Origin of the sequence: Shewanella electrica, assembly GCF_022321485.1 — a bacterium.
GTDB lineage: Bacteria > Pseudomonadota > Gammaproteobacteria > Enterobacterales > Shewanellaceae > Shewanella > Shewanella electrica.
The window spans coordinates 17,043-42,897 of sequence record NZ_JAKOGG010000014.1; the positions used below are offsets into that span (position 1 = coordinate 17,043).

At 48.9% G+C, this 25,855-nt stretch carries 22 protein-coding genes; 9 read left to right on the forward strand and 13 right to left on the reverse strand.

Features of this window, described 5'->3' with window-relative positions:
* Positions 1–111 precede the first annotated feature (111 nt).
* From L9G74_RS15785 to L9G74_RS15800, 4 genes are all read left to right on the forward strand, one after another.
* Complete coding sequence (locus L9G74_RS15785) at positions 112–723, forward strand: winged helix-turn-helix domain-containing protein (RefSeq protein WP_238897367.1); 612 nt, start codon at positions 112–114, stop codon at positions 721–723.
* Between the two features lie 85 nt (positions 724–808).
* A complete protein-coding gene (locus L9G74_RS15790; RefSeq protein WP_238897368.1) occupies positions 809–1,936 on the forward strand; it encodes a M14 family metallopeptidase in 1,128 nt (375 codons plus the stop codon).
* A 5-nt stretch (positions 1,937–1,941) separates the two neighbouring features.
* Positions 1,942–2,256 (forward strand): zinc ribbon domain-containing protein, encoded by a 315-nt coding sequence (locus L9G74_RS15795; RefSeq protein ID WP_238897369.1) that lies wholly within the window; start codon positions 1,942–1,944, stop codon positions 2,254–2,256.
* Positions 2,256–2,540 carry a YeaC family protein gene (locus tag L9G74_RS15800; RefSeq protein ID WP_238897370.1) on the forward strand — a complete coding sequence of 95 codons (285 nt, stop codon included), beginning with the start codon at positions 2,256–2,258 and terminating at the stop codon, positions 2,538–2,540. The genes L9G74_RS15795 and L9G74_RS15800 overlap by 1 nt, the downstream gene beginning before the upstream one ends.
* A gap of 68 nt (positions 2,541–2,608) precedes the next feature.
* Here L9G74_RS15800 and ansA read toward each other — a convergent pair whose 3' ends face one another.
* Together ansA and sppA are read right to left on the reverse strand one after the other, a co-directional pair.
* Positions 2,609–3,622, reverse strand: a complete 1,014-nt coding sequence (gene ansA, locus L9G74_RS15805) for an asparaginase (RefSeq protein ID WP_238897371.1) — start codon at positions 3,620–3,622, stop codon at positions 2,609–2,611.
* A 102-nt stretch (positions 3,623–3,724) separates the two neighbouring features.
* Positions 3,725–5,578, reverse strand: a complete 1,854-nt coding sequence (gene sppA, locus L9G74_RS15810; protein WP_238897372.1) for a signal peptide peptidase SppA — start codon at positions 5,576–5,578, stop codon at positions 3,725–3,727.
* 167 nt (positions 5,579–5,745) lie between these two features.
* Here sppA and L9G74_RS15815 point away from each other — a divergent pair, with 167 nt between their 5' ends.
* Positions 5,746–7,758, forward strand: a complete 2,013-nt coding sequence (locus L9G74_RS15815) for an oxidoreductase (RefSeq protein WP_238897373.1) — start codon at positions 5,746–5,748, stop codon at positions 7,756–7,758.
* A gap of 5 nt (positions 7,759–7,763) precedes the next feature.
* Here the strand turns inward: L9G74_RS15815 and L9G74_RS15820 are convergent, their stop codons facing one another.
* From L9G74_RS15820 to ubiG, 10 genes are all read right to left on the reverse strand, one after another.
* Positions 7,764–8,615: a hypothetical protein gene (locus tag L9G74_RS15820; protein ID WP_238897374.1), complete on the reverse strand. Its 852-nt coding sequence runs from the start codon at positions 8,613–8,615 to the stop codon at positions 7,764–7,766.
* Positions 8,616–8,618: 3 nt separating this feature from the next.
* Positions 8,619–9,764 carry a glycosyltransferase gene (locus L9G74_RS15825; protein ID WP_238897375.1) on the reverse strand — a complete coding sequence of 382 codons (1,146 nt, stop codon included), beginning with the start codon at positions 9,762–9,764 and terminating at the stop codon, positions 8,619–8,621.
* The gene (locus tag L9G74_RS15830; protein ID WP_238897376.1) at positions 9,754–10,131 is read right to left on the reverse strand and encodes a hypothetical protein; all 378 of its coding nucleotides are present in this window, start codon (positions 10,129–10,131) and stop codon (positions 9,754–9,756) included. The genes L9G74_RS15825 and L9G74_RS15830 overlap by 11 nt, the downstream gene beginning before the upstream one ends.
* Positions 10,128–11,006, reverse strand: a complete 879-nt coding sequence (locus L9G74_RS15835) for a hypothetical protein (RefSeq protein ID WP_238897377.1) — start codon at positions 11,004–11,006, stop codon at positions 10,128–10,130. Before L9G74_RS15835 ends, L9G74_RS15830 begins: the two co-directional genes overlap by 4 nt.
* The gene (locus tag L9G74_RS15840; protein ID WP_238897378.1) at positions 10,978–12,234 is read right to left on the reverse strand and encodes a glycosyltransferase family 4 protein; all 1,257 of its coding nucleotides are present in this window, start codon (positions 12,232–12,234) and stop codon (positions 10,978–10,980) included. Before L9G74_RS15840 ends, L9G74_RS15835 begins: the two co-directional genes overlap by 29 nt.
* Positions 12,235–12,284: 50 nt before the next feature.
* Positions 12,285–12,626, reverse strand: coding sequence for a class I ribonucleotide reductase maintenance protein YfaE (yfaE, locus tag L9G74_RS15845; RefSeq protein WP_438944579.1), 342 nt, complete (start codon positions 12,624–12,626; stop codon positions 12,285–12,287).
* Positions 12,595–13,725, reverse strand: coding sequence for a class Ia ribonucleoside-diphosphate reductase subunit beta (gene nrdB / locus L9G74_RS15850; protein ID WP_238897380.1), 1,131 nt, complete (start codon positions 13,723–13,725; stop codon positions 12,595–12,597). The genes yfaE and nrdB overlap by 32 nt, the downstream gene beginning before the upstream one ends.
* Before the next feature lie 54 nt (positions 13,726–13,779).
* A complete protein-coding gene (gene nrdA / locus L9G74_RS15855; protein ID WP_238897381.1) occupies positions 13,780–16,068 on the reverse strand; it encodes a class 1a ribonucleoside-diphosphate reductase subunit alpha in 2,289 nt (762 codons plus the stop codon).
* 405 nt (positions 16,069–16,473) lie between these two features.
* Positions 16,474–17,139 (reverse strand): HAD family hydrolase, encoded by a 666-nt coding sequence (locus L9G74_RS15860; protein WP_238897382.1) that lies wholly within the window; start codon positions 17,137–17,139, stop codon positions 16,474–16,476.
* A gap of 4 nt (positions 17,140–17,143) precedes the next feature.
* Entirely contained in the window at positions 17,144–17,854 is a 711-nt protein-coding gene (gene ubiG / locus L9G74_RS15865) for a bifunctional 2-polyprenyl-6-hydroxyphenol methylase/3-demethylubiquinol 3-O-methyltransferase UbiG (protein WP_238897383.1), read from the reverse strand.
* Positions 17,855–18,164: 310 nt separating this feature from the next.
* On the opposite strand from ubiG, the gene gyrA reads away from it, so the two are divergent.
* Positions 18,165–20,861: a DNA gyrase subunit A gene (gene gyrA, locus L9G74_RS15870; protein ID WP_238897384.1), complete on the forward strand. Its 2,697-nt coding sequence runs from the start codon at positions 18,165–18,167 to the stop codon at positions 20,859–20,861.
* A gap of 78 nt (positions 20,862–20,939) precedes the next feature.
* Positions 20,940–22,031 (forward strand): 3-phosphoserine/phosphohydroxythreonine transaminase, encoded by a 1,092-nt coding sequence (gene serC, locus L9G74_RS15875; RefSeq protein WP_238897385.1) that lies wholly within the window; start codon positions 20,940–20,942, stop codon positions 22,029–22,031.
* Between the two features lie 107 nt (positions 22,032–22,138).
* Here serC and L9G74_RS15880 read toward each other — a convergent pair whose 3' ends face one another.
* Complete coding sequence (locus L9G74_RS15880) at positions 22,139–23,329, reverse strand: amino acid aminotransferase (protein WP_238897386.1); 1,191 nt, start codon at positions 23,327–23,329, stop codon at positions 22,139–22,141.
* A 384-nt stretch (positions 23,330–23,713) separates the two neighbouring features.
* Between L9G74_RS15880 and aroA the strand changes: the two genes are divergently transcribed.
* Together aroA and cmk are read left to right on the forward strand one after the other, a co-directional pair.
* Complete coding sequence (gene aroA / locus L9G74_RS15885; RefSeq protein ID WP_238897387.1) at positions 23,714–24,997, forward strand: 3-phosphoshikimate 1-carboxyvinyltransferase; 1,284 nt, start codon at positions 23,714–23,716, stop codon at positions 24,995–24,997.
* Positions 24,998–25,148: 151 nt separating this feature from the next.
* The gene (gene cmk, locus L9G74_RS15890) at positions 25,149–25,844 is read left to right on the forward strand and encodes a (d)CMP kinase (protein WP_238897388.1); all 696 of its coding nucleotides are present in this window, start codon (positions 25,149–25,151) and stop codon (positions 25,842–25,844) included.
* The last annotated feature ends 11 nt before the right edge of the window (positions 25,845–25,855 follow it).

Here is a 25,855-nt window from a genome sequence, read left to right on the forward strand (position 1 = left end):
TCACCTTTTCTTTGCCCATCATCACTCTCGTTTGCATATCTGTTTGACAGCAGCATGATATTTAGATTTAAATATGCTAATGAAAACTATTCTCACTTGTGTTCGTAGTATATGAATTTTCTAGTTGTAACGGATGACGATCAATGGCTTAACGCCGTTAAACCTTGGATTGCTGCAAAGGCTGGAGCGGTTGAGCACGATTTTGCCCTGTGTTCACTCAACGATGATGCGTTGAGTTATCCTCATACGCCAGATGTCGTGGTACTCATGTCACGTCGCTTTGCTAAGCCAGCAGAGCATCATCAGTTACAACCATTAGAACACGTACCGTTTATCTACTCATCGCCAGCGTCATTGGATGACGATATTGCCCCTGTGCTGGTGGATGAAACCAGCCGACCGTTTGTGAATATTAACCTTAAGCGCGGCTTGTTAGCGATTGGCCGCAAACAGCTGACACTGACCGATACCGAACTCAAAATATTCCGTTATTTATATTCGCAGCAAGGGCAACCGGTGAGTAAGCAAGAGTTACAGCACCAAATTCTGAAACGAGAGTTTGGTAAGTTCGATCGTAACTTGGATATGCATGTGGCCAACATCCGCAAAAAGCTACATCAACAAGGATTACCGCGAACCGTGATCCTTACCGTTCGCGGCCGTGGTTACAGCTATAACCCGCAAATCATTGCGGCGTTGCAGGGCGAATCGCATCACCAATAACGTTTAATGCTGAGTCAATTTGGTTTATCCTAGTACGCAAAATTAAGGGCAGTGTTAGCGCTACCTAAAGTAAAAAGGATAAGGAATGAGAGTTACCGCCAATATTGATGCCGGAAATATTGAAGTTATTGATATCGCCAATAAAGATGATATTCGTCTTGCCATTCGTCGCGATGCTGGCGATGAATTTCTCCAATGGTTTAACTTCCGCTTTGAAGGTGTCGTCGGCAACCAATACACGCTGAAAATCGTTAATGCGGGCAAGTCTTCCTACCCCAAAGGTTGGCAAGAATATCATGCGGTTGCCAGTTATGATCGCCAGCATTGGTTCCGTTTGCCCACGCGTTACGAACAAGGTGAATTGATCATCGATCTGGCGCTAGACGCCGACGCGATCCAAATTGCTTACTTCGCCCCATACAGTTATGAACGTCACCTAGATCTGCTCAGTGCAGTGCAAGTTCATCCAGAAGTCACCCTAGAGCACCTTGGTTTGACCTTGGATGGCCGCGACATGACGTTAGTCAAAGTGGGCGATGGTGCGGAGCATAAAAAGAATATCTGGATCACCGCGCGTCAGCACCCGGGTGAGACTATGGCCGAGTGGCTGGTGGAAGGGCTGCTGTATCGCTTGCTAGATTCAGATGATCCAGTTTCAAAGCAACTGCTCGATAAAGCCAATTTCTATATTGTGCCTAACATGAATCCAGATGGTAGCGTTCGCGGTCACCTGCGCACCAATGCGGTAGGCACCAACTTGAACCGTGAATGGCAAACACCATCGCTGGAAAAAAGTCCTGAAGTTTATTACGTCGTTAACAAGATGAAAGCCACAGGCGTCGATCTATTTTACGATGTTCACGGTGACGAAGGATTGCCATATGTATTCCTCGCCGGCTGTGAAGGCGTACCAAGCTGGGATGCACGTATGCAGCAACTGCAAGATGAATTTGAACGCGCCTTGTTACTGGTTAGCCCTGATTTCCAAACTGAGTTTGGTTATGGCAAAGATGAAGCGGGCAAAGCGAATTTAACCATTGCCTCTAATTGGGTGGCGGAAACTTTCAAATGTCTTTCTAATACATTAGAAATGCCGTTTAAGGACAACCAAAATCTCGCTGATCCTATGGAAGGTTGGTCACCGGCGCGTTGTATCCATTTCGGTGAAGCATCATTAACCGCGATGCTGGCCGTAGTTGATAAATTGAGGTAAGCATTATGGCGTTAGTTGAATGTCCGGTTTGTCATAAACGAATGTCGAGCAAATCGCCGCGTTGCCCTAACTGTGATCTAGCGGTGAATGGCGATAATGAATCAGCGATTCGTATTCAACAGATCAAAAAGGCCGCTCAGTTACAAACGCACAGTTTTATCGCGTTGACACTGTTTATTGTCGGGGTCGTGATCTGGTTCTGGGGCGGAGAAGTGGCCGAGGGCAAACAAGCATTAGCTGGCTCAGTGTGTTTTGTGTTTGGCTTTGTCGGCTATTTAATTACCCGCTTACGGATTGTGCTGAATAAAAGGAAAAACTGATGAACGATGAATTGCTGAAAGTCATCGATGAAATGCCGCTGGAGGTGTATGAAAGACTCCGTGCGGCGGCAGAAACCGGTAAGTGGGAAGATGGTTCATTGCTGACCGAAGCGCAGAAAGACTCGACATTACAGGCTGTGATGCTGTTTCAAGCGCGTCGTTTAGATCAAAATGAGCACTTCACCATAGGCAAAGATGGGCAGGTGATTGAGCTGTCCAAGGCTGAGCTGAAAAAACGCTTCAAAGGTGACAATATCGCTTCGTTTGACGAAAAATCGCTGTAACACCAAGCTATTAATTGAAAAGCCCCGTCCTATTGGTCGGGGCTTTTTGCTGTGCAATGGCTAATTCACTAATTAGATGTTAATTCGCCAAACAGATTCTGCTGCATCTTTTCACGCACTTGGGTCACGCTTAAATCGGTTGAGAGCAGATAATGTAGTTTGGTTAATGCCGCTTCAACCGTCATGTCATAGCCACTGATCACCCCCGCATGTGCCAAGGCGTTGCCGGTGGCGTAGCCGCCCATATTCACACGACCTTGTAGACATTGGGTCAAGTTCACCAGAATAATACCGTTATCATGCGCGGCCTTGAGCGTATTCAGTAACTGCGGCTGTTGTGGCGCGTTACCGACACCATAGGTAAGCAAAATCAGTGCCTTAACAGGTTGCTGTAGTACGTTTTTGAAAATCTCGGTGGAGATCCCCGGATACAAGGTGACTACACCAATCGGCTGCGGTTTGATGTGTTGCACGCGCAACGGCAGTAACTGGCTTGGTGCGAGACTACCTGCACGCATACGAATTTGAATACCCGCTTCGAGCAGCAACGGATAGTTGGGGGATGCAAAAGCATCAAACCCTTCGGCATGAACTTTTGAGGTACGATTGCCACGGAACAGCTTGTTGTTGAAGAACAAACACACTTCCGCCACCGGATAATTAGCGGCGATGTAGAGCGCATTAAGCAAGTTGGTTTGACCGTCGGAACGCAGCTCTGACAATGGGATCTGCGAGCCGGTAACAATCACCGGTTTCGACAAGTCTTGCAGCATGAACGACAAGGCAGAGGCGGTGAATGCCATGGTGTCAGTGCCGTGCAGAATCACAAAGCCATCGTACTTGTCGTAGTTGGCGGCAATATCATCGGCAATCATCTGCCAATGCGCTGGCGACATATCAGAAGAGTCGATCAGTGGCGAGTATTCGTGCAGATCGAAGTGGGGCATCTCTTCACGGAAAAACTCCGGCATGCCGTTAAGGCACTCGGTGAGGAATCCTGCCACCGGTACAAAACCGTTTTCAGTTTTTTGCATCCCAATGGTACCGCCAGTGTAGGCGATATAAATCGACTTTTTATTCATGCTAGTTGTCGTCGTCTATTTAGGTGGCCGGATTATAGCAAAACGCCAAAAAAAAGCCCGACGCTTTACGCCGGGCTTGAAGTTATTGAATTTTTTGGCCGTTTAGTAACTACATTCTTCGCAGTAGAGATAACGGTTTTGCGGGTCATCGAACGCGGCAAAATCTTCGGCCACATGGCTAAATTGACGCAGCAGTTTGTCGGTGGCGCTCATCTTAGTCACGCTATCTGGCAGATAAGCTTCAGCATTGCTCAGCACGGCTTTCAGCATTTTCTGCTCGGGTGTGAGTTCTTTTTCAATCACTCGCACATCGTATTGATCCAGTGATGCCAGTTGCGCGGCTTTAGTAATCGCTTGGTCGATATCTCCGAGATCATCGACTAGGCCGATTTTTTTCGCTTCTACGCCAGACCAAACTCGACCTTGGGCAATGCTATCCACTTGCTCTGGGGTCATATGGCGTGACTTGGCAACCATATTGATAAAGTTCTGATAGCCCCGTTCAATTGCCATCTGCATGCTGGTTTTAAATCCTTCAGGCAAAGGGCGCACCAAAGATATGCCAGCCACATCTGATGTGGCAACACCATCGGAATGGATGCCCAATGCTGCTAGCGAATCTTCGAAGGTGGTGATCATGCCGAAGATACCGATAGAGCCAGTGATGGTGCCCGGATTGGCATAAATGTAGTCGGCGCTGGCCGAAATCCAATAACCACCAGAAGCAGCAAGGCTACTCATGCTAACCACCACCGGTTTGCCCGCTGCTTTTAATGCCAACACTTCTTGGCGGATCTGCTCAGAGGCAAATGCGCTGCCGCCAGGGCTGTCAACGCGCAGCACAACGGCTTTAATCTTGTTATCAAAGCGCGCTTTTCTTAGCAGGGCTGAGGTGCTTTGACCACCAATAGTGCCTGCAGGTTGCTCACCGTTTAGGATATTGCCTTTGGCGACAATAATACCCACGCCTTCCGTTGGAATAATGGCGGGCGGTGGGGCAATCAGAGCGGCGTAATTGTAATAGTCGATCTGCTTAAAGCTATGACCCGTTTTGGCTTCACCGACCAGTTGCACCATCTGCTGACGGAACTCTTCAGCCGTCACCAGTTTATCAACCCATTTAAGATTAACCGCCATTTGTGCGCCATCGCCATCAGCTTGTTGCAGTGCAGCGACATAATCATCCGCATTCATGTGGAAGCTTTCAGGTTGCAAACCACGGTTGTGTGCCGCAGCTTCAGCGTACACTTGCCAAATATCACCCATCCATTTGCGGTTAGCTTCTTTCGCTGCGTCGGACATATCGTTGCGCAGATAAGGCTCTACTGCCGATTTATAGGTACCAACTCGAAAGACGTGTGCTTTGATTTTCAGTTTATCCAGTGCTTCTTTGTAGTACATCGGGTAACTACCAAAGCCTTGGATCAATACTTGGCCTTGTTCATTCAGGTAAACCGTATCGGCATAACTGGCGAGCAAATAACGGTATTGGTCATAGAAGTCGGCCATGGCAACCACTGGCTTACCGCTTTTCTTAAATTCATCGATGTGACGCCCGATCGCTAGAATTTTGGTTAATCCGCCAGATGCCATGTCATCCAGATCAATCACCAATGCACTAATGCGGCTATCTTGAGCGGCGCTATCAATGGTATCGAGCACTTCGCTCAGCAGTACTTCACTGGCAGCGCTACGTTGATTCCCTTGACTCATCAGGGTTTCGAGTGGATCGATCTCCGTTTTTTGGTCCACCACAGTACCGGCAAGATTCAGTACCAAGGCAGAGCCATCATCCACAGTCACTTCTTTTTCTGACGCCAATCCCACAATCACGGCAATCAAAAAGATAAACAGGATGGGGAAGAAAATGATATTGAGGATAAGTTTGCGAACAAAGTTGATGACATTCCATATCAGAATCAATGTGTTCTTCGTGGTAAGCGGTTTTGCAGACATAGCGATTCCTAGCTTTATACAATCGTTCAATGCTAACTGAAAAGCGGGCAGACGGGGAGTTTGATTTGTAAATCTATTTATCTAATTTCTGCCACTTAGGTGTTATTGAGACGAATTTTATTTGCAGCTATGCTTGATTCAAACAACTGTTTAAACATCGGCACGATATGACATCATCACTTGCTATGCTTGCACCGCTGGATCTGGGATTTTGCCAACTTAAAAATCGCGTCATCATGGGCTCGATGCATACAGGCTTAGAGGAGGAAAAGGGCGGCTTTGCCAAATTGGCGACGTTTTATCGCGAACGGGTTGAAGGTGGCGTTGGTTTGATTGTGACTGGCGGCATCTCACCCAATTTTCGTGGGCGCTTAACCCCGCATGCGACTCAGCTCAGTTTTCCTTGGCAGGTGAGCAAACATCGCTTAGTGACTGATACCATCCATCAAGCGGGTGGTAAGATCTGTATGCAACTGCTGCACGCAGGGCGCTACGCGTATCATCCATTCTCGCTGGCACCTTCGGCAGTTAAATCACCGATCACGCCGTTTAAGCCGAGCGCTATGTCACTGCGGCAAGTGCGTGGCACCATCAAAGATTTTGCTAGTTCAGCTAAGTTGGCGCAGCGCGCTGGCTATGATGGCGTTGAAGTGATGGGGTCAGAAGGTTATCTCATCAATCAATTTATCTGCCGCCGTACTAACCAACGGCAGGATGAATACGGCGGCGATTTTAGTAAACGCATGCGCTTTCCGTTAGAGGTCGTCAGGGCCATTCGTGCGGTGGTGGGTAATGAGTTCATCATCATATTTCGTTTGTCGATGCTGGATTTAGTCGATAACGGTTCTAGTTGGGCTGAAGTGGTGCAGTTAGCAAAAGCGCTAGAAGCTGAAGGGGTTAACCTTATCAACACCGGTATTGGCTGGCATGAAGCGCGTATTCCCACCATTGTCACCAGCGTACCGCGTGCCGCGTTTAGCTGGGTGACTGCCAAATTGCGCCAAGAAGTGAATATCCCATTGATTGCGACAAACCGTATCAACAGCCCAGAAGTAATTGAGCAGATCTTAACTTCTGGTCAGGCCGATATGGTGTCGATGGCGCGGCCATTACTGGCTGACCCGCAGTTTGTGCAAAAGGCGGCACAAGGTCATAACGAACTGATCAATACCTGCATCGGCTGCAATCAGGCGTGTTTAGATCATACCTTCAAACTGAAACGCGCCACTTGCCTAGTTAACCCGCGCGCAGCGTATGAAACTGAAATCAATTTTACGCCGGTTGCAGCGCCGAAAAAGCTGGCCGTGGTTGGCGCGGGGCCGGCTGGTTTAGCCTTTGCGGTCTATGCTGCTGAACGTGGCCATCGGGTGAGTTTATTTGAGTCTCGTGCGGCAATTGGTGGTCAATTTAACTTTGCCAAGCAGATCCCCGGTAAAGAGGAGTTTCACGAAACGCTGCGGTATTTTCAGGCGCAGTTGCAGCGGTTAGCGGTGGACGTGCGCTTAAACACGCCATTCACCCTTGATGATGCGGCGGCATTTGACGAAGTGATCCTCGCCAGCGGCGTGTTACCTCGGCAGTTACAGCTTGACGGCATAGATAACGCCAAAGTGATCAATTATCAGCAGTTGCTCAGTGGCGAATATACCGCCGGTGAGCGGGTGGCGGTGATTGGCGCGGGTGGTATTGGTGTGGATGTTGCCCATTACTTGGCCGAGCAGCAGTCTGCTACGTTAGCGCCGAATAAATGGTATGCCCGTTGGGGGGTGGATACCGAATATCGCCATGTTGGAGGCTTAAAACCACCGCAGCAAGAGCCAACTGCACGCACTATTTATCTGCTGCAACGCAAAGCAGAAGCTATCGGCAAAGGGCTTGGAAAAACCACTGGCTGGGTGCACCGCGCGATGTTAAAGCTGCATGGTGTAAAACAGCTTACAGGAGTGGAATATCGGCGTATCAATAACGATGGCCTCGTTATCAGCCAACAGCAGCATGAACAGTTACTCGCGGTTGATACTATTGTGGTCTGTGCGGGACAGGAATCGCAGCGGGCGTTACTCGCAGCGCTCGAAGCCAGCGGCAAACCGGTACATATGATTGGCGGTGTAAAAGTCGCGGCGGAACTGGACGCTAAGCGAGCGATCCGCGATGCGGCATTATTAGCGCAGGCGATTTAGCCAAGTTACCAAAAAAACTTAGGTTGCAGCAGTGGCATGGCGTTGGGCGGTAACATACCGCGAATACCCCGTTGCAGCCGTAACTCTTGTAAATCAAACCGTCGCGGAAGCGCAATAAATTTCGCACCGGGATGCTGCAGATACTCGCTCATCAAGTTAAAGCCCGCGCCACAACGCACCGCTTGATAGTGCCAACCTAAGGCATCACAGGGGAATTGTTGGGTGAACTGCACTTGCGGCCAGCGCTGCTCTAATTGTGCGTGTTGTGCCTGCGATAGTGGCGGAGCGACTAACGTGATCGGCAGTGAACAGTGTTTCGGCAGCAGCAGTGGCAACTCATCCACATTGGAGTGGATAATCAATAATCCCGCATGTGGTTCAACATCTTGCTCAGGCGGCGTCGCCAGCAGCGGTAACCAATAACGGGTGCCTGTAAGATGGGTCAATGCTTGCTCTTGTTCAGCGGCGGGCCATTCACAATACCAAGTCTGGCGGTAACTCGGAATTGCGCTAATCCCTTGCTGATATACCGGCCAATTGAGCAGCCGCGAAACTAAGATGCGCTGCTCTGGTAGCGTGATCATACCTAGTTCACCAAAGATTCCGGCGGGAAAACTATCGACAATCAGTCGGTGGATATTGAAATGACGCAATTGCTTTTGCAGCCAACCGGCAAGTGACCCGACATCTTGGCATTGTTTATCTATTGCTAAGTGGATGATGCCATCGGGCAGGGCTGGCGTGATGGGTAGCGGGCTAGTGACAATAATGCCCTTAGCATTGATGTACTGCATCACTTTTACGGCGCGGCTTAGATGGCCCAAACCGCCACCGGGCGCATAGTAAAGCAATGTCATAGTTTACCGTCCTGGCAAAGGCGCAATCGTTTCCTCTATCAACTTAATATAGCGCCTCGCTTCATGTTCTGCTTGATATTGCTCGAAGATAAGTTGCTGTAAGCGTGATGCTTTTAATGACACCTCAGTTGGGGAACTCGCCTGCCAGTGCGTCAGCGCTTGGCTGAGACTATCACTATCATTTGGGGTAAATAGCCAGCCATTGTCGGGCGTGAGGATATCGGCCATACCACCGCAGCGCGCGCCAAGTACCGCAATGCCGAGCGCAGCGGCTTCTAGCAATACGTTGGGTGTTCCATCATAAAAGGAGGGAATAGCGATTAAATCACACGCCAAGTAGCGGGCGGGGAGTTGATAGCGATCCAGCACCGGCTCGTGGCTCCAACTCTGTGGTGGCAAGCTGTCGAGCAGCTGTGCCGTAGCGTTGTCGATATCACCTACCAACAATAGGTGCACATCGCGCTCTAACAAACGCAGTCGTTGGAGTGTGCTAATAAAAAATGCGCAACCCTTTTTATCTTTAAGATGACCAATCAGACCAATCACTTTGGTAGCGCTATTTAGCTGGCGTTGCTCGCGCCATGAAGATGCTTGTTGTTGATCAAACGGTAGCGGTTGCCATTGGCTTAAGTCGATACCATTTCCCATATTGGCGACATTTACCGCTGGCAACAGTGCTTTGATGCGAGTGGCTTTGTCCTGGCTCACGGTCAACACTAACCGGCTGGCGCTAAGTATGTCGAGCAGATTGGCGCTACGGCGCGCATCGAGAATATTCACGTCAAAGTCGTTACCGCGAATGCAAGTCAGTAATGGCAGTTGTTTCCACGCGGCGAAGATGCGCGCGCCATGCAGTGCCCACGGAAAGCCGTAACCGACCACGGCATCAAAGGTTTGCTCGGCGATCTCGTGCCACAACAGATTTAAACCATGGGCGGGATTATCCGCAAGACCAACACGATAGTCGCAGCCCAACTCATCACTGTAAAAGGTCGTCTTATGCGGACTCGCGTGTTTGAGGTGATACAGGGTAATGTGTACGCCCTGCGCGCGTAAGTGGCGCACGATACGGTCACATGACAGCGCCATGCCGCCAGCGGCAGGTGGGTAATGTTGTGTTAACCACAGCAAGCGCAACTTAGCTGTCATAGATATCTCGGTATTGGTAATCATCACCGTCGGCATCACTGTCTTCAGTTAATGGCTGATCAAACGCGGCGTAGTCGGCGTCGCTAAACATGCCGGAATAACTGCCGTGCTTGCGATGGTTTTGATACCAATCATGGCTGTAATACAGTTGCTTCATGCCAAAGCCGTTGTAGTTGTCGGCACCTTGTGACAGCGCTGAGGCGTTCTCCGGTGTGAGTTCATTCGCAGCGCACGCCAGACAGCGTCCTTGCGCTTCACTCCAGTGCAAGGCGCAGATCTCTTTATGGCATTCAGGGCAGGTGGCGACTGCTGGCTCTTGGCAGGCGGACATAGTGAAAAATCCGTAAGTTACTTCACACTGACTCATGCGGCTTTTCCTCGATTAACGACTTTGGTCTGTTGATAGGCTTTCGCGACCGTTTTGAGAATGTTTTCGGCATCCAGATATTTAAACTGCCCCTCGAATTTAAGCTTGAATTGCGCGACCACTTTCTGCTCACCATCTAGGGTGACGATTTTACAGCCCGGCGCCAACTTGCCATCGCGGCGCACGTAACGTTGCGGATTTAAGCCGAGATCGACTCGTATCAGGCGACGGCCTTTATATTTCACTTTGGTTTTGCGCTTCCCGCTGCGGCTGATCTGCTTGCGCTCTCGTTTACAGATCACATCATGTACGCGCACGTTGAGGGTATTGCCGTCCTTTAGTTTGGCAGACAGCTGCACCAACGGTACTTGGTAAAATTCCAGTTTGGTGTTTTTGCCATCTTGCTCTTTGGCAGTGACTGCCCGCTTTTCTAGTGGGCGCACGTCTAGCTTTAATTTGATGTAGCGCGTCTCGAGCGCTAGCACCTGAAACACTTTAACCAAGCCAGTGCGAATGTTGTTGTCGACATCTTTTCTATTACAGCTGCCAAAGCGATAACAGCTAAATAAAAACACTGCCAACAATCCCCAGATGATGGGGCTATAGCGGCTACCGAAAAATACAAACAGCGACACAACAAACAATATCAACGACCAAAAGCGCAGATGGCGGTAGATGCGACGTAGATCTGAACCAACAACATCCAGCACGATGAGCCGTTGGAAGAACTTCTGCCAATACGTCGTTGAGTGGCTTGCATCCAACTGTTGGCTTTTAACAAACTCTTGCTCTTCAGGCGTCAGTGCTTGGTAGGATTTTTTGAGCCGTCGGTAATGGCTCTCGGCGTTAAATAGGTTCACTGGCGAGGCATTCATTGTGGGTCCTTTTCAATGACGAATGTTGTGGTAATAGATGTTGGTAGTGATGGCGCAATTGCTGGTTGATGGCCGGCCATTGGAAGTGTTGCTTGATATGCGCCAAGCCGTTGCGTCCCATCTGCTGTGCGAGTTCTGGCTGTGTTAGCAATCGAATACAGGCGCGGGCTAACTCAGATGGGCGGGATGGTGGGACTAGCAGCCCGTGTTGCGGCGCTTGTAGTAGTTCATGCACGACCGGTAAATCTGCGGCAATAACCGCCGTTGCGCAGGCCATGGATTCAATTATTTTCAACGGACAACAGCCTTGCTGCATATTGCGTTGGCAAGCAATTAGTGGCGCAATGGAAGCCGTGGCTTGCATTATCTTGGGTCTAAGTTCGGCTTGGCTTAAGCCGAAATACACCTTGACCACGTGCTCAAGGTTCAACTGACGAATGTGCTGTTTGACTTGTCGTGCTTGGCGATTATCGAGCGACAAACATAGGTCGAGTTGCACGGGCAGTTGCTGGTTGATGATCACCATGGCATGCAGCAGATGATTCAATCCTTGCCAACGCTGCGCGCCACCAAAATAGATCAACCGCGGTGGCTCGGCGTTAACCGCTGCCTGTTTGGCCTCTAGTTGTTGGTCAGTGATAACATCCGCGCCGTTTGGCAAATAATGTACTGGCGTGTTGGTAAGAAGTCTGAGCTTAGCTTGGGTGAGTTTTGATGGCGTGATAATAACGTCGGCGCCATCCAAACAGCGCTGTTCCCACTGCTTAATGGCGGCAATGGTGGTTGGCGGCAGTGCGATATGCATCGGCAGTTCAATGCTGGGCAGGGCATTTACTTCATAAACGAGGGCTAGCTCGGGGTGCTGCTGTTTGAAATCGACTAACGGTACACCCGCCCAAGGATCGCGAAAGTGGGCGATGTGCAGGCCTTGCCCACGTTGTTGCAACACACTCGCCAGCTGTTCGCTGTAAGCCATCGCTTTAGCCAGCACATTATTGCTGTCACTGACTACCGGACTGCGCAGCAAGGTAACGCTAGCATCGCGTAGCTGTTCCTGCTCTAGCGTCGGCATGTCATGATCGCCCGCCACATACAACAAGCCATCGCCACAATAATTGAATAGCGTAGCGGCCATCTGGCGAATATGAGTGGTGGCACCTTTGGGCAGGGGAAAACGGTCAAACGCCGCATATAGGCTGGTAAATTGCGGGAGGGGTGAACTTATCATTTACAGCAACTACTTAACGTCCTTGTTGGGATGGCTCTGCGCCATCGAGTCTAGGCGTACTTGTCCTGATATACCGGCGGCATATCGGCGCCTTCGGTGGTGATGTCGAGATCTAAGTCTTCGTTGGGGATACAGCAGCAGGGCAGACATTCATCCGCGGCCAACTCCGCCAAAGGTTCAATCAGATATTTTACTGAACCTTGGCGAACTTTGGTGCGGCATGCGCCGCAGAAACCACTGCGGCACTCAGAAAAAATACGCACATGTTTACTCTCAAGAATTTCAAGCAGCGTTTGCTGCTCCTGCTGCCAATTCCATAGCAGCAGGGGTTCACCTTGTAAGTAAACGATAGGGCGCTTTTTAAAGATCAAAGTCGGAGAACTCATTTTCATCTACGGCTGCATCAATCTGACCAACGAGATATGAAGAAACTTCCACTTCCTGTGGTGCGACTTGTACTGAATCACTTTCCAACCAGTTTTTCATCCATGGCAATGGATTACTGCGCTGCTGGTATGGCTGCGCCAAGTTAACTGACTTCATCCGTTCGTTAGTGATGTACTCAACGTAATGGCACAAAATCGCTTCATTCAAACCGATCATGGAACCATCTCTAAACAGATACTGTGCCCACGCTTTCTCTTGTTCAGCGGCGCGGAAGAAAATGTCATACGCTTCTTGCTCGCACTCTTTGGTGATTTCACCCATTTCTGGGTCATCACGACCCGCTTGCATCAAGTTGATGATGTGCTGAGTGGAGTTGAGGTGCAGTGCTTCGTCACGCGCAATCAAGCGGATGATTTTGGCGTTACCTTCCATCAAACGGCGTTCAGCAAACGCAAATGAGCAAGCAAAGCTGACGTAGAAACGGATCGCTTCCAACGCGTTAACTGACATCATGCACAGATACAGCGCTTTTTTCAGCTCACGCAGTGTCACGCTAACTTGTTCACCGTTGAATTCAAGCGTGCCTTCACCATGCAGATGGTAATACTGCGTCATGTTGATCAAACGGTCGTAGTAGTTAGCGATATCGCCCGCGCGTTTGAGGATCTCAGTGTTCACTACGATATCGTCGAACACTTCTGAAGGATTATTCACGATGTTGCGAATAATGTGCGTATACGAACGGCTGTGGATGGTTTCCGAGAAAGACCAAGTCTCAATCCATGTTTCCAACTCTGGCAGTGATACCAGCGGCAAAAACGCCACGTTAGGAGAACGGCCTTGGATAGAGTCGAGCAAGGTTTGGTATTTCAGGTTCGACAAAAAGATATGCTTTTCATGCTCAGGCAACGACGCAAAGTCGATTTTATCGCGTGACACATCCACTTCTTCTGGGCGCCAGAAGAAAGACAGCTGTTTTTCAATCAGCTTTTCAAACACTTCATATTTTTGTTGGTCGTAACGCGCAACGTTAACGGCTTGACCGAAGAACATCGGTTCGCGAGTCGCGTCGTTCGGCGTTTGACAGAAAATCGAATAAGCCATAATCCATTCTTCCAAACAGTCGGGGCCAACTTGGCCCCGTTAGTATTTTATCTATTAAATCTTACATGCACCGCCGGCACAGCTATCGTCTTCTTTCTCGACGGCAGCAAAATCGTCGTGCTTATCAGAAGCACCATCACGGGTGTTATGATAATACAAGGTCTTCACGCCAAGCTTGTAGGCAGTTAACAAATCTTTCAGCAACAGCTGCATCGGTACTTTGCCGCTTTCGTGCTTCGATGGGTCATAGTTGGTGTTAGCAGAGATCGATTGGTCGATAAACTTCTGCATAATGCCCACCAATTGCAAGTAACCATCGTTGCTTGGCATCTGCCACAGCAGCTCGTAGTTTTCACGCAACTGTTCAAAATCTGGTACGACTTGCTTCAATTGACCATCTTTAGATGCTTTAACGCTGATCAGGCCGCGCGGTGGCTCAATACCGTTGGTGGCGTTAGAGATCTGTGACGATGTCTCTGATGGCATCAGCGCAGACAGGGTAGAGTTACGCAAACCGTACTCTTTAATGTCGTTGCGCAGTTGTTCCCAATCCATGTGCAGTGGTTCAGACACAATTTTGTCTAAGTCACGCTTGTAAGTGTCGATTGGCAAAATGCCTTTAGCGTAAGTGGTTTCATTGAACAGTGGGCAAGCGCCTTGTTCTTTGGCTAACTTCATTGACGCTTTCAGCAAGTAGTACTGAATTGCTTCAAAGGTGCGGTGAGTCAGGTTGTTACCGCTACCATCAGAATATTTCACACCGTGCTTCGCTAAGTAGTTAGCAAAGTTGATCACACCGATACCTAAAGTACGGCGGTTCATTGATGCGGTGTGTGCTGCTGGGATTGGGTAATCCTGATAATCCAGCAAACTATCCAATGCACGTACGGCCAAATCAGCTAAGCCTTCAATTTCATTCAAATCAGAAATTGCGCCCAAGTTCAATGCTGACAGGGTACACAATGCGATTTCACCGTTAGGATCATTCACATCGTTCAATGGTTTTGTTGGCAGTGCAATTTCCAAACACAGGTTAGATTGACGTACAGGTGCTACCTGTGGGTCAAACGGGCTGTGAGTGTTGCAGTGGTCGACGTTTTGAATGTAGATACGACCGGTAGAGGCACGTTCCTGCATCATTAATGAGAACAGTTCCACTGCACGCAGTGTGCGTTTGCGAATCGCTGGGTCTTGCTCATATTGCACGTACAAACGTTCAAATTCCGCTTGATCAGCAAAGAATGCATCGTACAAACCTGGCACGTCTGATGGGCTAAACAGGGTGATGTTTTCGCCTTTGATCAAACGCTGATACATCAGCTTGTTGATCTGTACGCCGTAGTCCAAGTGACGGATACGGTTGTCGTCAACACCACGGTTGTTTTTCAGTACCAGCAGTGATTCAACTTCCAAGTGCCACATTGGGTAGAACAGGGTTGCTGCGCCGCCGCGAACACCGCCTTGCGAGCATGACTTAACCGCCGTTTGGAAGTGCTTATAAAATGGGATACAACCGGTATGGAATGCTTCACCACCACGGATTGGGCTGCCCAGCGCGCGGATACGCCCCGCGTTGATACCGATACCTGCGCGTTGGCTAACGTATTTCACAATCGCAGAAGAGGTGGCGTTGATAGAATCTAAGCTATCACCAGTTTCAATCAATACGCATGAGCTGAACTGACGCGTTGGCGTACGCACACCGGCCATGATTGGCGTTGGCAGTGAAATCTTAAAGGTCGATACCGCATCGTAGAAATCACGAATGTATTGCAGACGTGTTTCTTTTGGATAACGGGCAAACAAGCAAGCAGCCACCAGAATGTAGAGGAACTGCGCACTTTCGTAGACTTCGTGAGTCACGCGGTTTTGCACCAGATATTTACCTTCCAACTGCTTAACGGCAGCGTAAGAGAAGGTCATATCGCGCCAGTGGTCGATATAACTATCGAGGATATCCAGCTCTTCAGCGGTATAGTCTTGCAGAATGTGTTGATCGTATTTGCCCAGCTCAACCAATTTAGTCACGTGATCACGCAGCTTTGGTGGCTCAAATTGACCGAAGGCTTTTTTGCGCAGGTGGAAAATCGCCAAACGCGCCGCCAAGAATTGATAATCTGGTGACTCTGGCGAGATCAAGTCCGCTGCAGCTTTGATGATGGTTTCATGGATGGCTTCGGTAGGAATACCATCGTAAAACTGCAGGTGAGACCGCAGTTCCACTTCTGATACAGATACGTTAGAAAGATCTTCTGCTGCCCAAGTGATCACACGATGGATCTTGTCCAGATCAATCACTTCACGTGCGCCACTGCGCTTAGTCACGGTCATATTGCTATTCATGGAGTCTAGCCCTAATCAATTTTCTTATAGTGATGGCTCGCACCATCTAACTTCCGATGTAAACAAAAAGCACTAAAACGGCCGTTAATCGGCCATCTCTGTTTAATTCGTTTGGTAGTACAAGTCTAGTGCCTGTACTGAGGATTGCACACTACATATAGTGTGTCTAAATTTGATATACATCAAGATAATGAGGTTGAGGGGGATTTGCAAGTACCAAGACGGAGCATATCTTGTGGATATCTTGGCTATCTTTCCTCTCACATTTCAGCTAGCCCCGTCAATACGCGGGATTGCGGTTGATGGTCAAAATAGCCGCGGTTAAATAAAAAGATTTCGATCGCCAAAATTTGCAGCAGATGTGACAAGATCGTGCATCGATCGCGGTCGCTATCTGCCGCTAAATTAGCTGAGATACGTTAACAGTTGCGTCGGGTGAGTGAGTGCAATATCTGCCCCCCACGCATCCGGTTGGTCATGCTCGGCAAGATAGCCCCATAACGCCACAGCACTGGGCATAGCGCTATTTTTGGCAGCCACAATATCGCGTTCGGCATCGCCCAGATAGAGGATGTTGTTAGTTGGCAGTTGCAACTGCTGCGCCGCTAATAACATCGGTTGTACATCTGGTTTACGAAAGCGGGTGCTATCGGCGCTAATAATCGTGCCGAGTTGCTGAGTTAACCCCAGCTTTTGCAACAGCGGGCGGGTAAAACGTGCGGGTTTGTTGGTTACCACGCCAACTTTCAAGTTTTGGGCGGTAGCCAAAGTGAGTAATTCAGCTATGCCATCGAACAACACCGCCGCATCGCCGTTAACACTGTGATAGTGCTCCAGCAGCGCTAGTCTGAGCGTTTCGGTCATCTCCGCATCGAGCTGTGGCTGTGCGGTTCTGACGAGTCCAAGTGAGCCGTGAGAGGCGACCGAGGTCAGTGTGGCTTCATCAGCCAAACAGGGGAGTTGATACTGAGCTAAAGCTAGATACAGCGCCTGAATCAAATCTGGCGCTGTATCGACCAGCGTGCCATCCAGATCAAATAACAGGCCTTGGATTTTCGGCAACGCGGTCATAGCTCTATCCTTGTTTTTGGCAGGCGATCATGTAATTCACTTCAAGGTTAGCTGTGTAGGAAAACACTGAAGTGATTGGGTTGTATTTGATACCGATGGCATCACGGCAATGCAGATCTGTTTGTTCCACCATATCGATAAGCTCGGATGGGCGAATAAACTTATCATGTTGATGGGTGCCCACTGGCAGCATCTTCATAACGTACTCGGCGGCAACAATGGTTTGCAGCCATGACATCACATTGCGGTTGATCGTAGAGAAGAACACCCAACCGTCATTTGCCACCATATCGCAGCACGCTCGAATCACTGACAGCGGATCGGGCACGTGTTCCAACATCTCCATGCAGGTCACGACATCGTAAGCACCTTGATGATTTTGCGCATGTTCTTCGGCTGTGATCTGCAGATAATCGATGCTGACGCCTTTTTCTAAAGCATGCAGACGAGCCACTTCCAGCGGTTCATGCCCCATGTCGAGCCCGGTAACTTTTGCACCGATGCGTGCCATGCTTTCCGCTAAAATACCGCCGCCACAACCCACATCAAGCACTTGCTTGTCAAATATGCCGTTTGACTTCAGATCGATGTAATTAAGACGCAATGGGTTCAGCTCATGCAGTGGTTTAAATTCTCCTTGCGGATCCCACCATCCGGCCGCCATATTTTCAAACTTTGCAATCTCTTGCGGATCAACATTGGCATTCTGGGACATGTAACTTACTCGATTCCTCTCGAAAAATAGGGGGTCATTATAACCTTATCTGGCTATGGCTTTACTAGATCAATTGGACTAATTGACTGGAGGCTTTATGGAAAACTGCGCAAATTATTAGCATGGTGCATCATAGGCAACTCCCTGATTGCACATTAATTCATCTAATCTGTGTGATTTGTGGCACCTCAGCATGATCAGAGCTTACCAGTGGGCAGAACTGTGGTAGAATCCAAAATCACGTTTTTCAGGCTCGGCAATGACAAGGAATTAATCAGTTGTCAGCTATTACAAGGGGATCGAGCAGTTTATGACTGACCAGGCTTCATCAATTTCACCAATAAATATTGAAGACGAACTCAAAAATTCCTACCTCGATTATGCCATGAGCGTAATTGTGGGCAGGGCACTCCCTGATGTTAGGGATGGTCTGAAACCAGTTCACCGTCGCGTACTATTTGCGATGAACGAGCTGAAAAACGACTGGAACAAGCCTTATAAAAAGTCCGCCCGTGTTGTTGGTGACGTAATCGGTAAATATCACCCACATGGTGACAGTGCGGTGTACGACACTATCGTGCGTATGGCGCAACCATTCTCATTGCGTTACACCTTGGTTGATGGTCAAGGTAACTTCGGTTCTATCGACGGTGATGCGGCAGCAGCAATGCGTTATACCGAAATCCGTATGCAAAAGCTGGCACATCAACTGCTAGCTGACCTCGATAAAGAAACCGTTGACTACGTGCCTAACTATGATGGCACTGAACTCATTCCTGAAGTGTTGCCAACCCGTGTTCCCAACCTGTTAGTTAACGGTTCATCAGGTATTGCGGTAGGTATGGCAACCAACATTCCGCCACACAACTTGACTGAAGTGATCAAGGGCTGTTTGGCGTTGATTGATGAGCCAGAGCTGTCGATTGAACAGTTGATTGACTATATCCCGGGCCCAGATTTCCCAACTGCGGCGATCATCAACGGCCGTAAAGGGATTGAAGACGCTTACCGTACCGGTCGTGGCAAAGTGATCATGCGTGCCCGCGCGTCGTTCGAAACTGACGAACACAGCAGCCGTGAACGCATCATCGTGACTGAAATTCCATATCAAGTGAACAAAGCGCGCTTGATTGAGAAGATTGCGGAGTTAGTTAAAGACAAACGTATTGAAGGCATCAGCGGCCTGCGCGATGAGTCTGACAAAGACGGTATGCGTATTGTTATTGAGATCAAACGTGGCGAAGTTGCCGAAGTGGTGCTCAATAACCTGTACGCACAAACCCAAATGCAAACCTCTTTTGGTATCAACATGGTAGCGCTGGCTAACGGCCAACCTAAGTTGTTTAACCTCAAAGAGATGCTGGAAGCGTTCATCCTGCACCGCCGTGAAGTGGTGACTCGTCGTACCGTTTACGAACTGCGCAAAGCACGCGATCGCGCCCACATCCTGGAAGCGTTGGCAGTTGCACTGTCTAACATCGACCCAATTATTGAACTGATCAAAGCATCACCAAGCCCTGCGGAAGCAAAAGTAGGCTTGATGGCGCAAGGTTGGGAACTGGGTAACGTGCGCGAAATGCTGGAAAAAGCCGGTGATGACGCTGCTCGTCCTGAGTGGTTAGAACCAGAATATGGTATCCGCGACGGCCTGTACTTCCTGACTGAACAACAAGCGCAAGCGATTCTGGATCTGCGTCTGCATAAACTGACCGGTCTGGAACACGAAAAGATTCTGCAAGAATATGTGGAATTGTTGGACGTGATTGCTGGCTTGTTGTTGATCCTGCGCAGTCCTGCACGTTTGATGGAAGTGATTAAAGAAGAACTTGAGCAGATTTTGGCAGACTTTGGCGATGAACGTCGCACTGAAATCACTGCCTCTACTGCTGATATCAACTTGGAAGACTTGATCACTGAAGAAGACGTTGTGGTTACTTTGTCGCACTTGGGTTATGCCAAATATCAACCGTTGACTGATTACCAAGCGCAACGTCGTGGTGGTAAAGGTAAAGCGGCCACCAAAGTGAAAGATGAAGACTTCGTTGAGCGTCTGTTGGTAGCTAACACCCACGACACCATTTTGTGCTTCTCTGACTTCGGTAAACTCTACTGGATGCGCGTGTTTGAGCTGCCATTGGCTAGCCGTCAATCACGTGGTAAGCCGATTGTGAACCTGTTGCCATTGTCTGAAGGCGAACACATCACTGCGATCCTACCAGTACGCGAATATGAAGAAGGCAAGTACATCATCATGGCAACCTCACATGGTACCGTGAAGAAAACTGCTCTGACTGAATACAGCCGTCCACGTAGCAACGGTATCATCGCGGTTAACCTGAAAGATGGTGACCAGTTGATCGGTGTGGATATCACCGACGGCAGCAACGAAATCATGTTGTTCTCTGATGCGGGTAAAGTGGTGCGCTTTAAAGAAGCAGAAGAGTCAGCCATCGTAGATGAAGACGGTAACCCAGTACTGGACGAAAACGGTGAAGAGCAGATCACCTTCAAAGGTGTGCGTCCAATGGGCCGTAACGCCACCGGTGTTCGTGGTATCAAACTGGAAGACGAGCAACGCGTGGTATCGCTGATCGTACCTAAGTCTGATGACCCAATTCTGACCGTGACTGAAAACGGCTACGGTAAGCGTACTGCGATTGATGAATACCCATCGAAGAGCCGCGGCACGAAAGGTGTGGTTTCTATTAAAGTTTCTGAGCGTAACGGCGCGGTTATTGGCGCAGTGCAAGCAGCAGAAAACGATGAAATCATGCTGATCAGCGATAAAGGCACTCTGGTGCGTACGCCAGTGTCTGGTGTGTCACTGATTGGTCGTAACACGCAAGGCGTGACCATCATCCGTACTGGCGATGATGAACGAGTGGTCGGACTGCAGCGCATTGACGAAATTCAATCTAGCGGCGATGATATCGATTCGGAGTTAGCTGATGATGAAGCTGCATCAGTAGCTACGCCAGATGAACCGCAGGATGATTCAGCAGAGTAACCATTCTTAGCAGTGTAACGAGCGTCCGATGAGACGCTCGTTTTATTTATGCCTTATAAATTTCCAAGGAGAAGATCAGTGAGTACGGTGTACAACTTTTGTGCCGGGCCAGCGATGTTGCCCGCTCCCGTTTTGGCAAAAGCGCAGCAGGAATTACTGGATTGGCAAGGGCTAGGCGTGTCGGTGATGGAAGTGAGTCACCGTGGTGCACCTTTTATTGCATTGGCAACGCAATCTGAAAAAGATCTGCGCTCACTGATGAATATTCCAGACAACTATAAAGTGCTGTTTATGCACGGTGGTGGTCGTGGTCAATTTGCTGCGGTCGTGAATAACTTCCTTGGCGATAATGGCCGCGCGTTGTACTTGCTGACCGGTCAATGGTCAAGTTCTGCCGCAGAAGAAGCGGTTCGTTTAGTGGGTGACGCGGCAATCGACACGCTCAACATTGTTGAGCAGCAAGACGGTCTTAATAAAGTGGTGTTACCGCAACTGACTGGCGCTGCTGATAAATACCGTTACGTGCATTACTGCCCGAACGAAACGGTCGATGGTATCGAGATTTTTGACTATCTCGATAGCCCATGGCCAATTGTGGCGGACATGTCTTCGACTATCATGTCGCGCGAAGTTGACGTCAGCAAATTCGGTTTGATCTATGCCGGCGCACAGAAAAACATTGGCCCATCAGGGTTAACGCTGGTGATTGTGCGTGAAGATTTACTCGAACTGCCAGTCGTACATCCATCTTCGATCATGGATTACCGTATTGCGGCAGCGAAGGATTCAATGTTCAACACGCCGCCAACATTCGCTTGGTATTTGGCCGCTGAAGTTTTCAAATGGCTGAAAAGCAATGGTGGTGTTGCTGCGATGGAAAAAACCAACGTAGCCAAAGCTGAACTGCTGTATCACTGCATCGACAGTTTACCGTTCTACAAAAATGGTGTGGTAGCGGCCAACCGTTCACGTATGAACGTCACTTTCCAACTGGCTGATGAGTCGCTCGACAAAACCTTCCTCAAAGAAGCGGAAGCGCAGGGCTTGGTTGCGCTAAAAGGCCATCGCATTGTTGGCGGTATGCGCGCCAGTATCTACAATGCTATGCCACTTGAAGGTGTACAAAAATTGGTTGAGTTTATGACTGCGTTTGCGGCTAAACACAGCTAGTTAAGTCAGCCATCTTTGATACAAAAAAGCGGATGAACACCTCATCCGCTTTTTTATTAGGCGCTGTTGCTAAACAGCACTATCAAACTTTTGCTCTAGGTCGTGCGTTACAGCACTTTAGCAATCGCTGCCGCTAAGTAATCAACGTTGGCTTCAGTGATACCCGCAATGCTCATACGGCTTGAGTCTACCATGTAAACGCCGTGCTCACTTTTCAGCAATGCGACTTGCTCTGGGGTAATACCTAAGAATGAGAACATGCCTTTTTGACGGGCAATAAAGCTGAAGTCACGGGTTACGCTTTGCGCCTTAATGCGTTCCACCAACATAGCGCGGTTACCGTTGATACGATCACGCATCACTTTCAGCTCTTCGTGCCATTGTGTGGTTAATTCGCTAGATGCCAAAATGGTTTCGACCAATGCCGCACCGTGTGCAGGCGGCATAGAGTAGTTAGCGCGGATCACATGCAACATGACTGACTGAGCAATTGCTGCGGCATTGCTATCTTTAGCGACTACAGCACAAGCGCCGATACGCTCACGGTATAAGCCAAAGTTCTTCGAACATGAATCACACAGCAGCATGGCATCTACCGCATCCGCCATCTTGCGTACGCCATAGGCATCTTGCTCAAGGCTTTCACCAAAACCTTGATACGCCATATCAAGCAGCGGGGTAAAACCACGATCTTTTGCCACCGCCACGACTTGGTCCCATTGTGCTGGCGTTAAGTCTTCACCCGTTGGGTTATGGCAACATGCGTGCAGCAGCACTACGTCGTTTTTGCCAAGAGTTTTCAGCTTTTCCAGCATGGCATCGAAACGCAGGGCGTTATTTTCGGTGTCATAGTACGGATAATGCTCTACAGCTAACCCGGCGGCTTTAAAAATGGCGAGATGGTTGGCCCATGTTGGGTCGCTGACCCATACAGTTGCATTGGCATTACAGCGTTTAATAAAGTCTGCGGCAACGCGCAGAGAACCTGTACCGCCAGGGGTTGATACACTGCGAATACGATTGCTCAACACCGCGCGGTGATCGGCACCAAAGGCTAATTCGCAAATCAGGCGATTAAACTCAGGGCTACCAGCGGGACTGATATACACTTTCGTGGTTTCGGTTTCTGTACGAATACGCTCTGCAGTCTTCACACAAGCAAGAATTGGGGTATTGCCATCAGGGTCTTTATAAACACCGACGCCTAGGTCAACTTTATCGGTACGAGGATCTTCACGAAATTGCGCCATCAGCCCAAGAATAGGGTCCGCAGGCATTGGGGTTAATGCATTGAACATCGAGTCTTCCAGTTATTGTTATGTGTGACAGGATTGTTAGCATAGCGGCTAAATCCCGTCGTGTTAATCTGCATTATTTTCAAAGAAAAATTGCTACATGTACAGATAAATGGACGTTTTTATTCGCAAATGTACATATCTGTTGCCGTATAGCGAATAAATTCGTCACTGCTTAATTTTTGCGCTGTAATGCTTGGCTATTACAAAAAATGATTGAATTGAGCCGCTATTCAGTTACTTTAACAGCACGAAGACGCAATTCGAGTAACCCGCATTATCAATTTTTAGGCGTTTAAATTAAATGCTAACTGAGCAAAATCATTAATTCATCATCAGCGATGTTTATGGGTATAAACATCAGCGGCACTTAAAAGAACTAAATTTATGAAGCAGTTACAACTGAACCAAGTCTTCCGCGTCAACGGCGAAGTGAACATTCCGGGCTCTAAGAGCATCTCAAATCGTGCCTTATTGTTGGCGGCTTTAGCCAAAGGCACTACGACCTTAACCAATCTGTTAGATTCCGATGACATCAGCCATATGCTGAATGCGCTGTCGCAGTTGGGGATCAGCTATCAACGTAATATTGAAGCCAGAAGTTGTACCGTGGTGGGTAATGCTGGGCCATTTAGTAGCCAACAAGCGTTGACGTTATTTCTTGGTAACGCTGGCACGGCGATGCGGCCTTTGTGTGCGGCATTAACCTTGGGGACTGGCGAGTTCGAGTTGACCGGCGAACCGCGTATGGAAGAGCGACCAATCAAAGATCTGGTTGACGCCATTGCGCAGATTGGCGCCAAGGTTGAATACCTCAAAAATGATGGTTTTCCACCGGTTAAAGTTATCGGCTCTGGCCTAAATGGTGGCACTGTGAAAATTTCCGGTGCACTTTCAAGCCAGTTTTTGACCGCATTGTTGATGGTCGCGCCGTTAGCAAAAGACGATGTAGCAATTGAAGTCGTCGGCGAACTGGTATCTAAACCTTACATCGATATCACGCTAGCGCTAATGGAAAAGTTCGGTGTTACTGTCACTAACCATCAATATCAGCGCTTTAGCGTAAAAGGTCAGCAACAGTACATTGCACCGGGGGATTTACTGGTTGAAGGTGATGCGTCATCGGCTTCTTATTTCTTAGCCGCCGGTGCTATTGCAGGCGGTGAAGTAAAAGTCACGGGTGTTGGCAAACAAAGTATTCAAGGTGATGTGAAGTTTGCTGATGCCTTGGCAGCAATGGGCGCTGATATCGAATGGGGCGATGATTACATTATTGCTCGTGGTAGCAAGTTGCATGGCATTGATATGGACATGAACCATATTCCGGATGCTGCTATGACCATTGCCACCGCCGCACTTTTTGCCGAAGGTGACACTCAGCTAACCAACATCTATAACTGGCGCATTAAAGAAACCGACCGCTTAGCGGCGATGGCGACAGAGTTGCGTAAAGTAGGTGCGACCGTTGAAGAAGGTGAAGATTTTATCCGCATCACGCCACCGTCCAAGATCAAACATGCGGCCATTGATACCTATAATGATCATCGTATGGCGATGTGTTTTTCACTGGCGGCATTTAGTGAAGCTGGCGTCACTATTAACGATCCTGACTGCACATCTAAAACTTTCCCTGATTACTTCGCCCAATTTCAACTACTTGCGAGTCGGTAGTTTTTCTTTAAGTGCCGAAGCCTTCGGCACTTAATCACATGTTTGCTAAAATTCGCCGACGTTAACCGCGATCTTGATATATAATGTCGACCGCGAAATTCTGGGCGCTGACTCTTCAGCTCACCAGAAAGACAATTATTTGGAGGAATGTATGTCTGATCGGGCGCCTGTCGTCACCATTGATGGTCCTAGCGGTGCAGGGAAGGGAACGATTAGTCAGCTACTTGCCAGCCATCTTGGTTGGAAGTTTCTGGATAGTGGTGCGATCTACCGAGTACTCGCGCTAGCGGCTCTTCATCACAACGTAGAATTAGATAATGAAGAAGCTATTACCTTATTGGCTTCACATTTAGATGTGCAGTTTTTTGCAGCATCAGAAACCGAATCGTCAAAAATTATCCTTGAAGGTGAAGACGTTACACACAGTATTCGCTCTCAAGAGTGCTCAGACGCTGCCTCTCGCGTAGCGGTATTTCCTCGTGTGCGTGAAGCGTTGTTACGCCGTCAACGTGCCTTTAGAGTTGAGCCAGGTTTAATTGCCGATGGTCGTGATATGGGCACCATAGTGTTTCCCACCGCACCGGCTAAATTATTTTTAACTGCTTCGGCGGAAGAACGCGCCCAGCGCCGCTATAATCAGTTGCGAGACAAGGGCTTTGATGTTAATATCGACACCCTTTTAAGCGAGATTAAAGACCGTGATTTCAGGGACATGAATCGAGCTGTGGCACCACTTGTGCCAGCGGAAGATGCGTTCCTTATCGACACAACCGGTCTCGCTATCGAAGATGTATTTGCGCAAGCACTTAAATACATCGAAGAAAAGCTATCTGCTACAGGTGTATAGACACCTGTAGT

Bases quoted from the DNA above. Each gene is read 5' to 3' on its own strand.
- L9G74_RS15830 (WP_238897376.1), bottom strand. From the start codon at position 10,131: ATGAGTCAGTGTGAAGTAACTTACGGATTTTTCACTATGTCCGCCTGC.
- yfaE (WP_438944579.1), bottom strand. From the start codon at position 12,626: ATGAAAATGAGTTCTCCGACTTTGATCTTTAAAAAGCGCCCTATCGTT.
- ansA (WP_238897371.1), bottom strand. From the start codon at position 3,622: ATGAATAAAAAGTCGATTTATATCGCCTACACTGGCGGTACCATTGGG.
- L9G74_RS15840 (WP_238897378.1), bottom strand. From the start codon at position 12,234: ATGATAAGTTCACCCCTCCCGCAATTTACCAGCCTATATGCGGCGTTT.
- L9G74_RS15820 (WP_238897374.1), bottom strand. From the start codon at position 8,615: ATGACATTGCTTTACTATGCGCCCGGTGGCGGTTTGGGCCATCTAAGC.
- sppA (WP_238897372.1), bottom strand. From the start codon at position 5,578: ATGTCTGCAAAACCGCTTACCACGAAGAACACATTGATTCTGATATGG.
- aroA (WP_238897387.1), top strand. From the start codon at position 23,714: ATGAAGCAGTTACAACTGAACCAAGTCTTCCGCGTCAACGGCGAAGTG.
- L9G74_RS15815 (WP_238897373.1), top strand. From the start codon at position 5,746: ATGACATCATCACTTGCTATGCTTGCACCGCTGGATCTGGGATTTTGC.
- L9G74_RS15785 (WP_238897367.1), top strand. From the start codon at position 112: ATGAATTTTCTAGTTGTAACGGATGACGATCAATGGCTTAACGCCGTT.
- gyrA (WP_238897384.1), top strand. From the start codon at position 18,165: ATGACTGACCAGGCTTCATCAATTTCACCAATAAATATTGAAGACGAA.
- L9G74_RS15825 (WP_238897375.1), bottom strand. From the start codon at position 9,764: ATGACAGCTAAGTTGCGCTTGCTGTGGTTAACACAACATTACCCACCT.
- L9G74_RS15860 (WP_238897382.1), bottom strand. From the start codon at position 17,139: ATGACCGCGTTGCCGAAAATCCAAGGCCTGTTATTTGATCTGGATGGC.
- L9G74_RS15880 (WP_238897386.1), bottom strand. From the start codon at position 23,329: ATGTTCAATGCATTAACCCCAATGCCTGCGGACCCTATTCTTGGGCTG.
- L9G74_RS15800 (WP_238897370.1), top strand. From the start codon at position 2,256: ATGAACGATGAATTGCTGAAAGTCATCGATGAAATGCCGCTGGAGGTG.
- cmk (WP_238897388.1), top strand. From the start codon at position 25,149: ATGTCTGATCGGGCGCCTGTCGTCACCATTGATGGTCCTAGCGGTGCA.
- ubiG (WP_238897383.1), bottom strand. From the start codon at position 17,854: ATGTCCCAGAATGCCAATGTTGATCCGCAAGAGATTGCAAAGTTTGAA.
- nrdA (WP_238897381.1), bottom strand. From the start codon at position 16,068: ATGAATAGCAATATGACCGTGACTAAGCGCAGTGGCGCACGTGAAGTG.
- nrdB (WP_238897380.1), bottom strand. From the start codon at position 13,725: ATGGCTTATTCGATTTTCTGTCAAACGCCGAACGACGCGACTCGCGAA.
- L9G74_RS15835 (WP_238897377.1), bottom strand. From the start codon at position 11,006: ATGAATGCCTCGCCAGTGAACCTATTTAACGCCGAGAGCCATTACCGA.
- L9G74_RS15790 (WP_238897368.1), top strand. From the start codon at position 809: ATGAGAGTTACCGCCAATATTGATGCCGGAAATATTGAAGTTATTGAT.
- L9G74_RS15795 (WP_238897369.1), top strand. From the start codon at position 1,942: ATGGCGTTAGTTGAATGTCCGGTTTGTCATAAACGAATGTCGAGCAAA.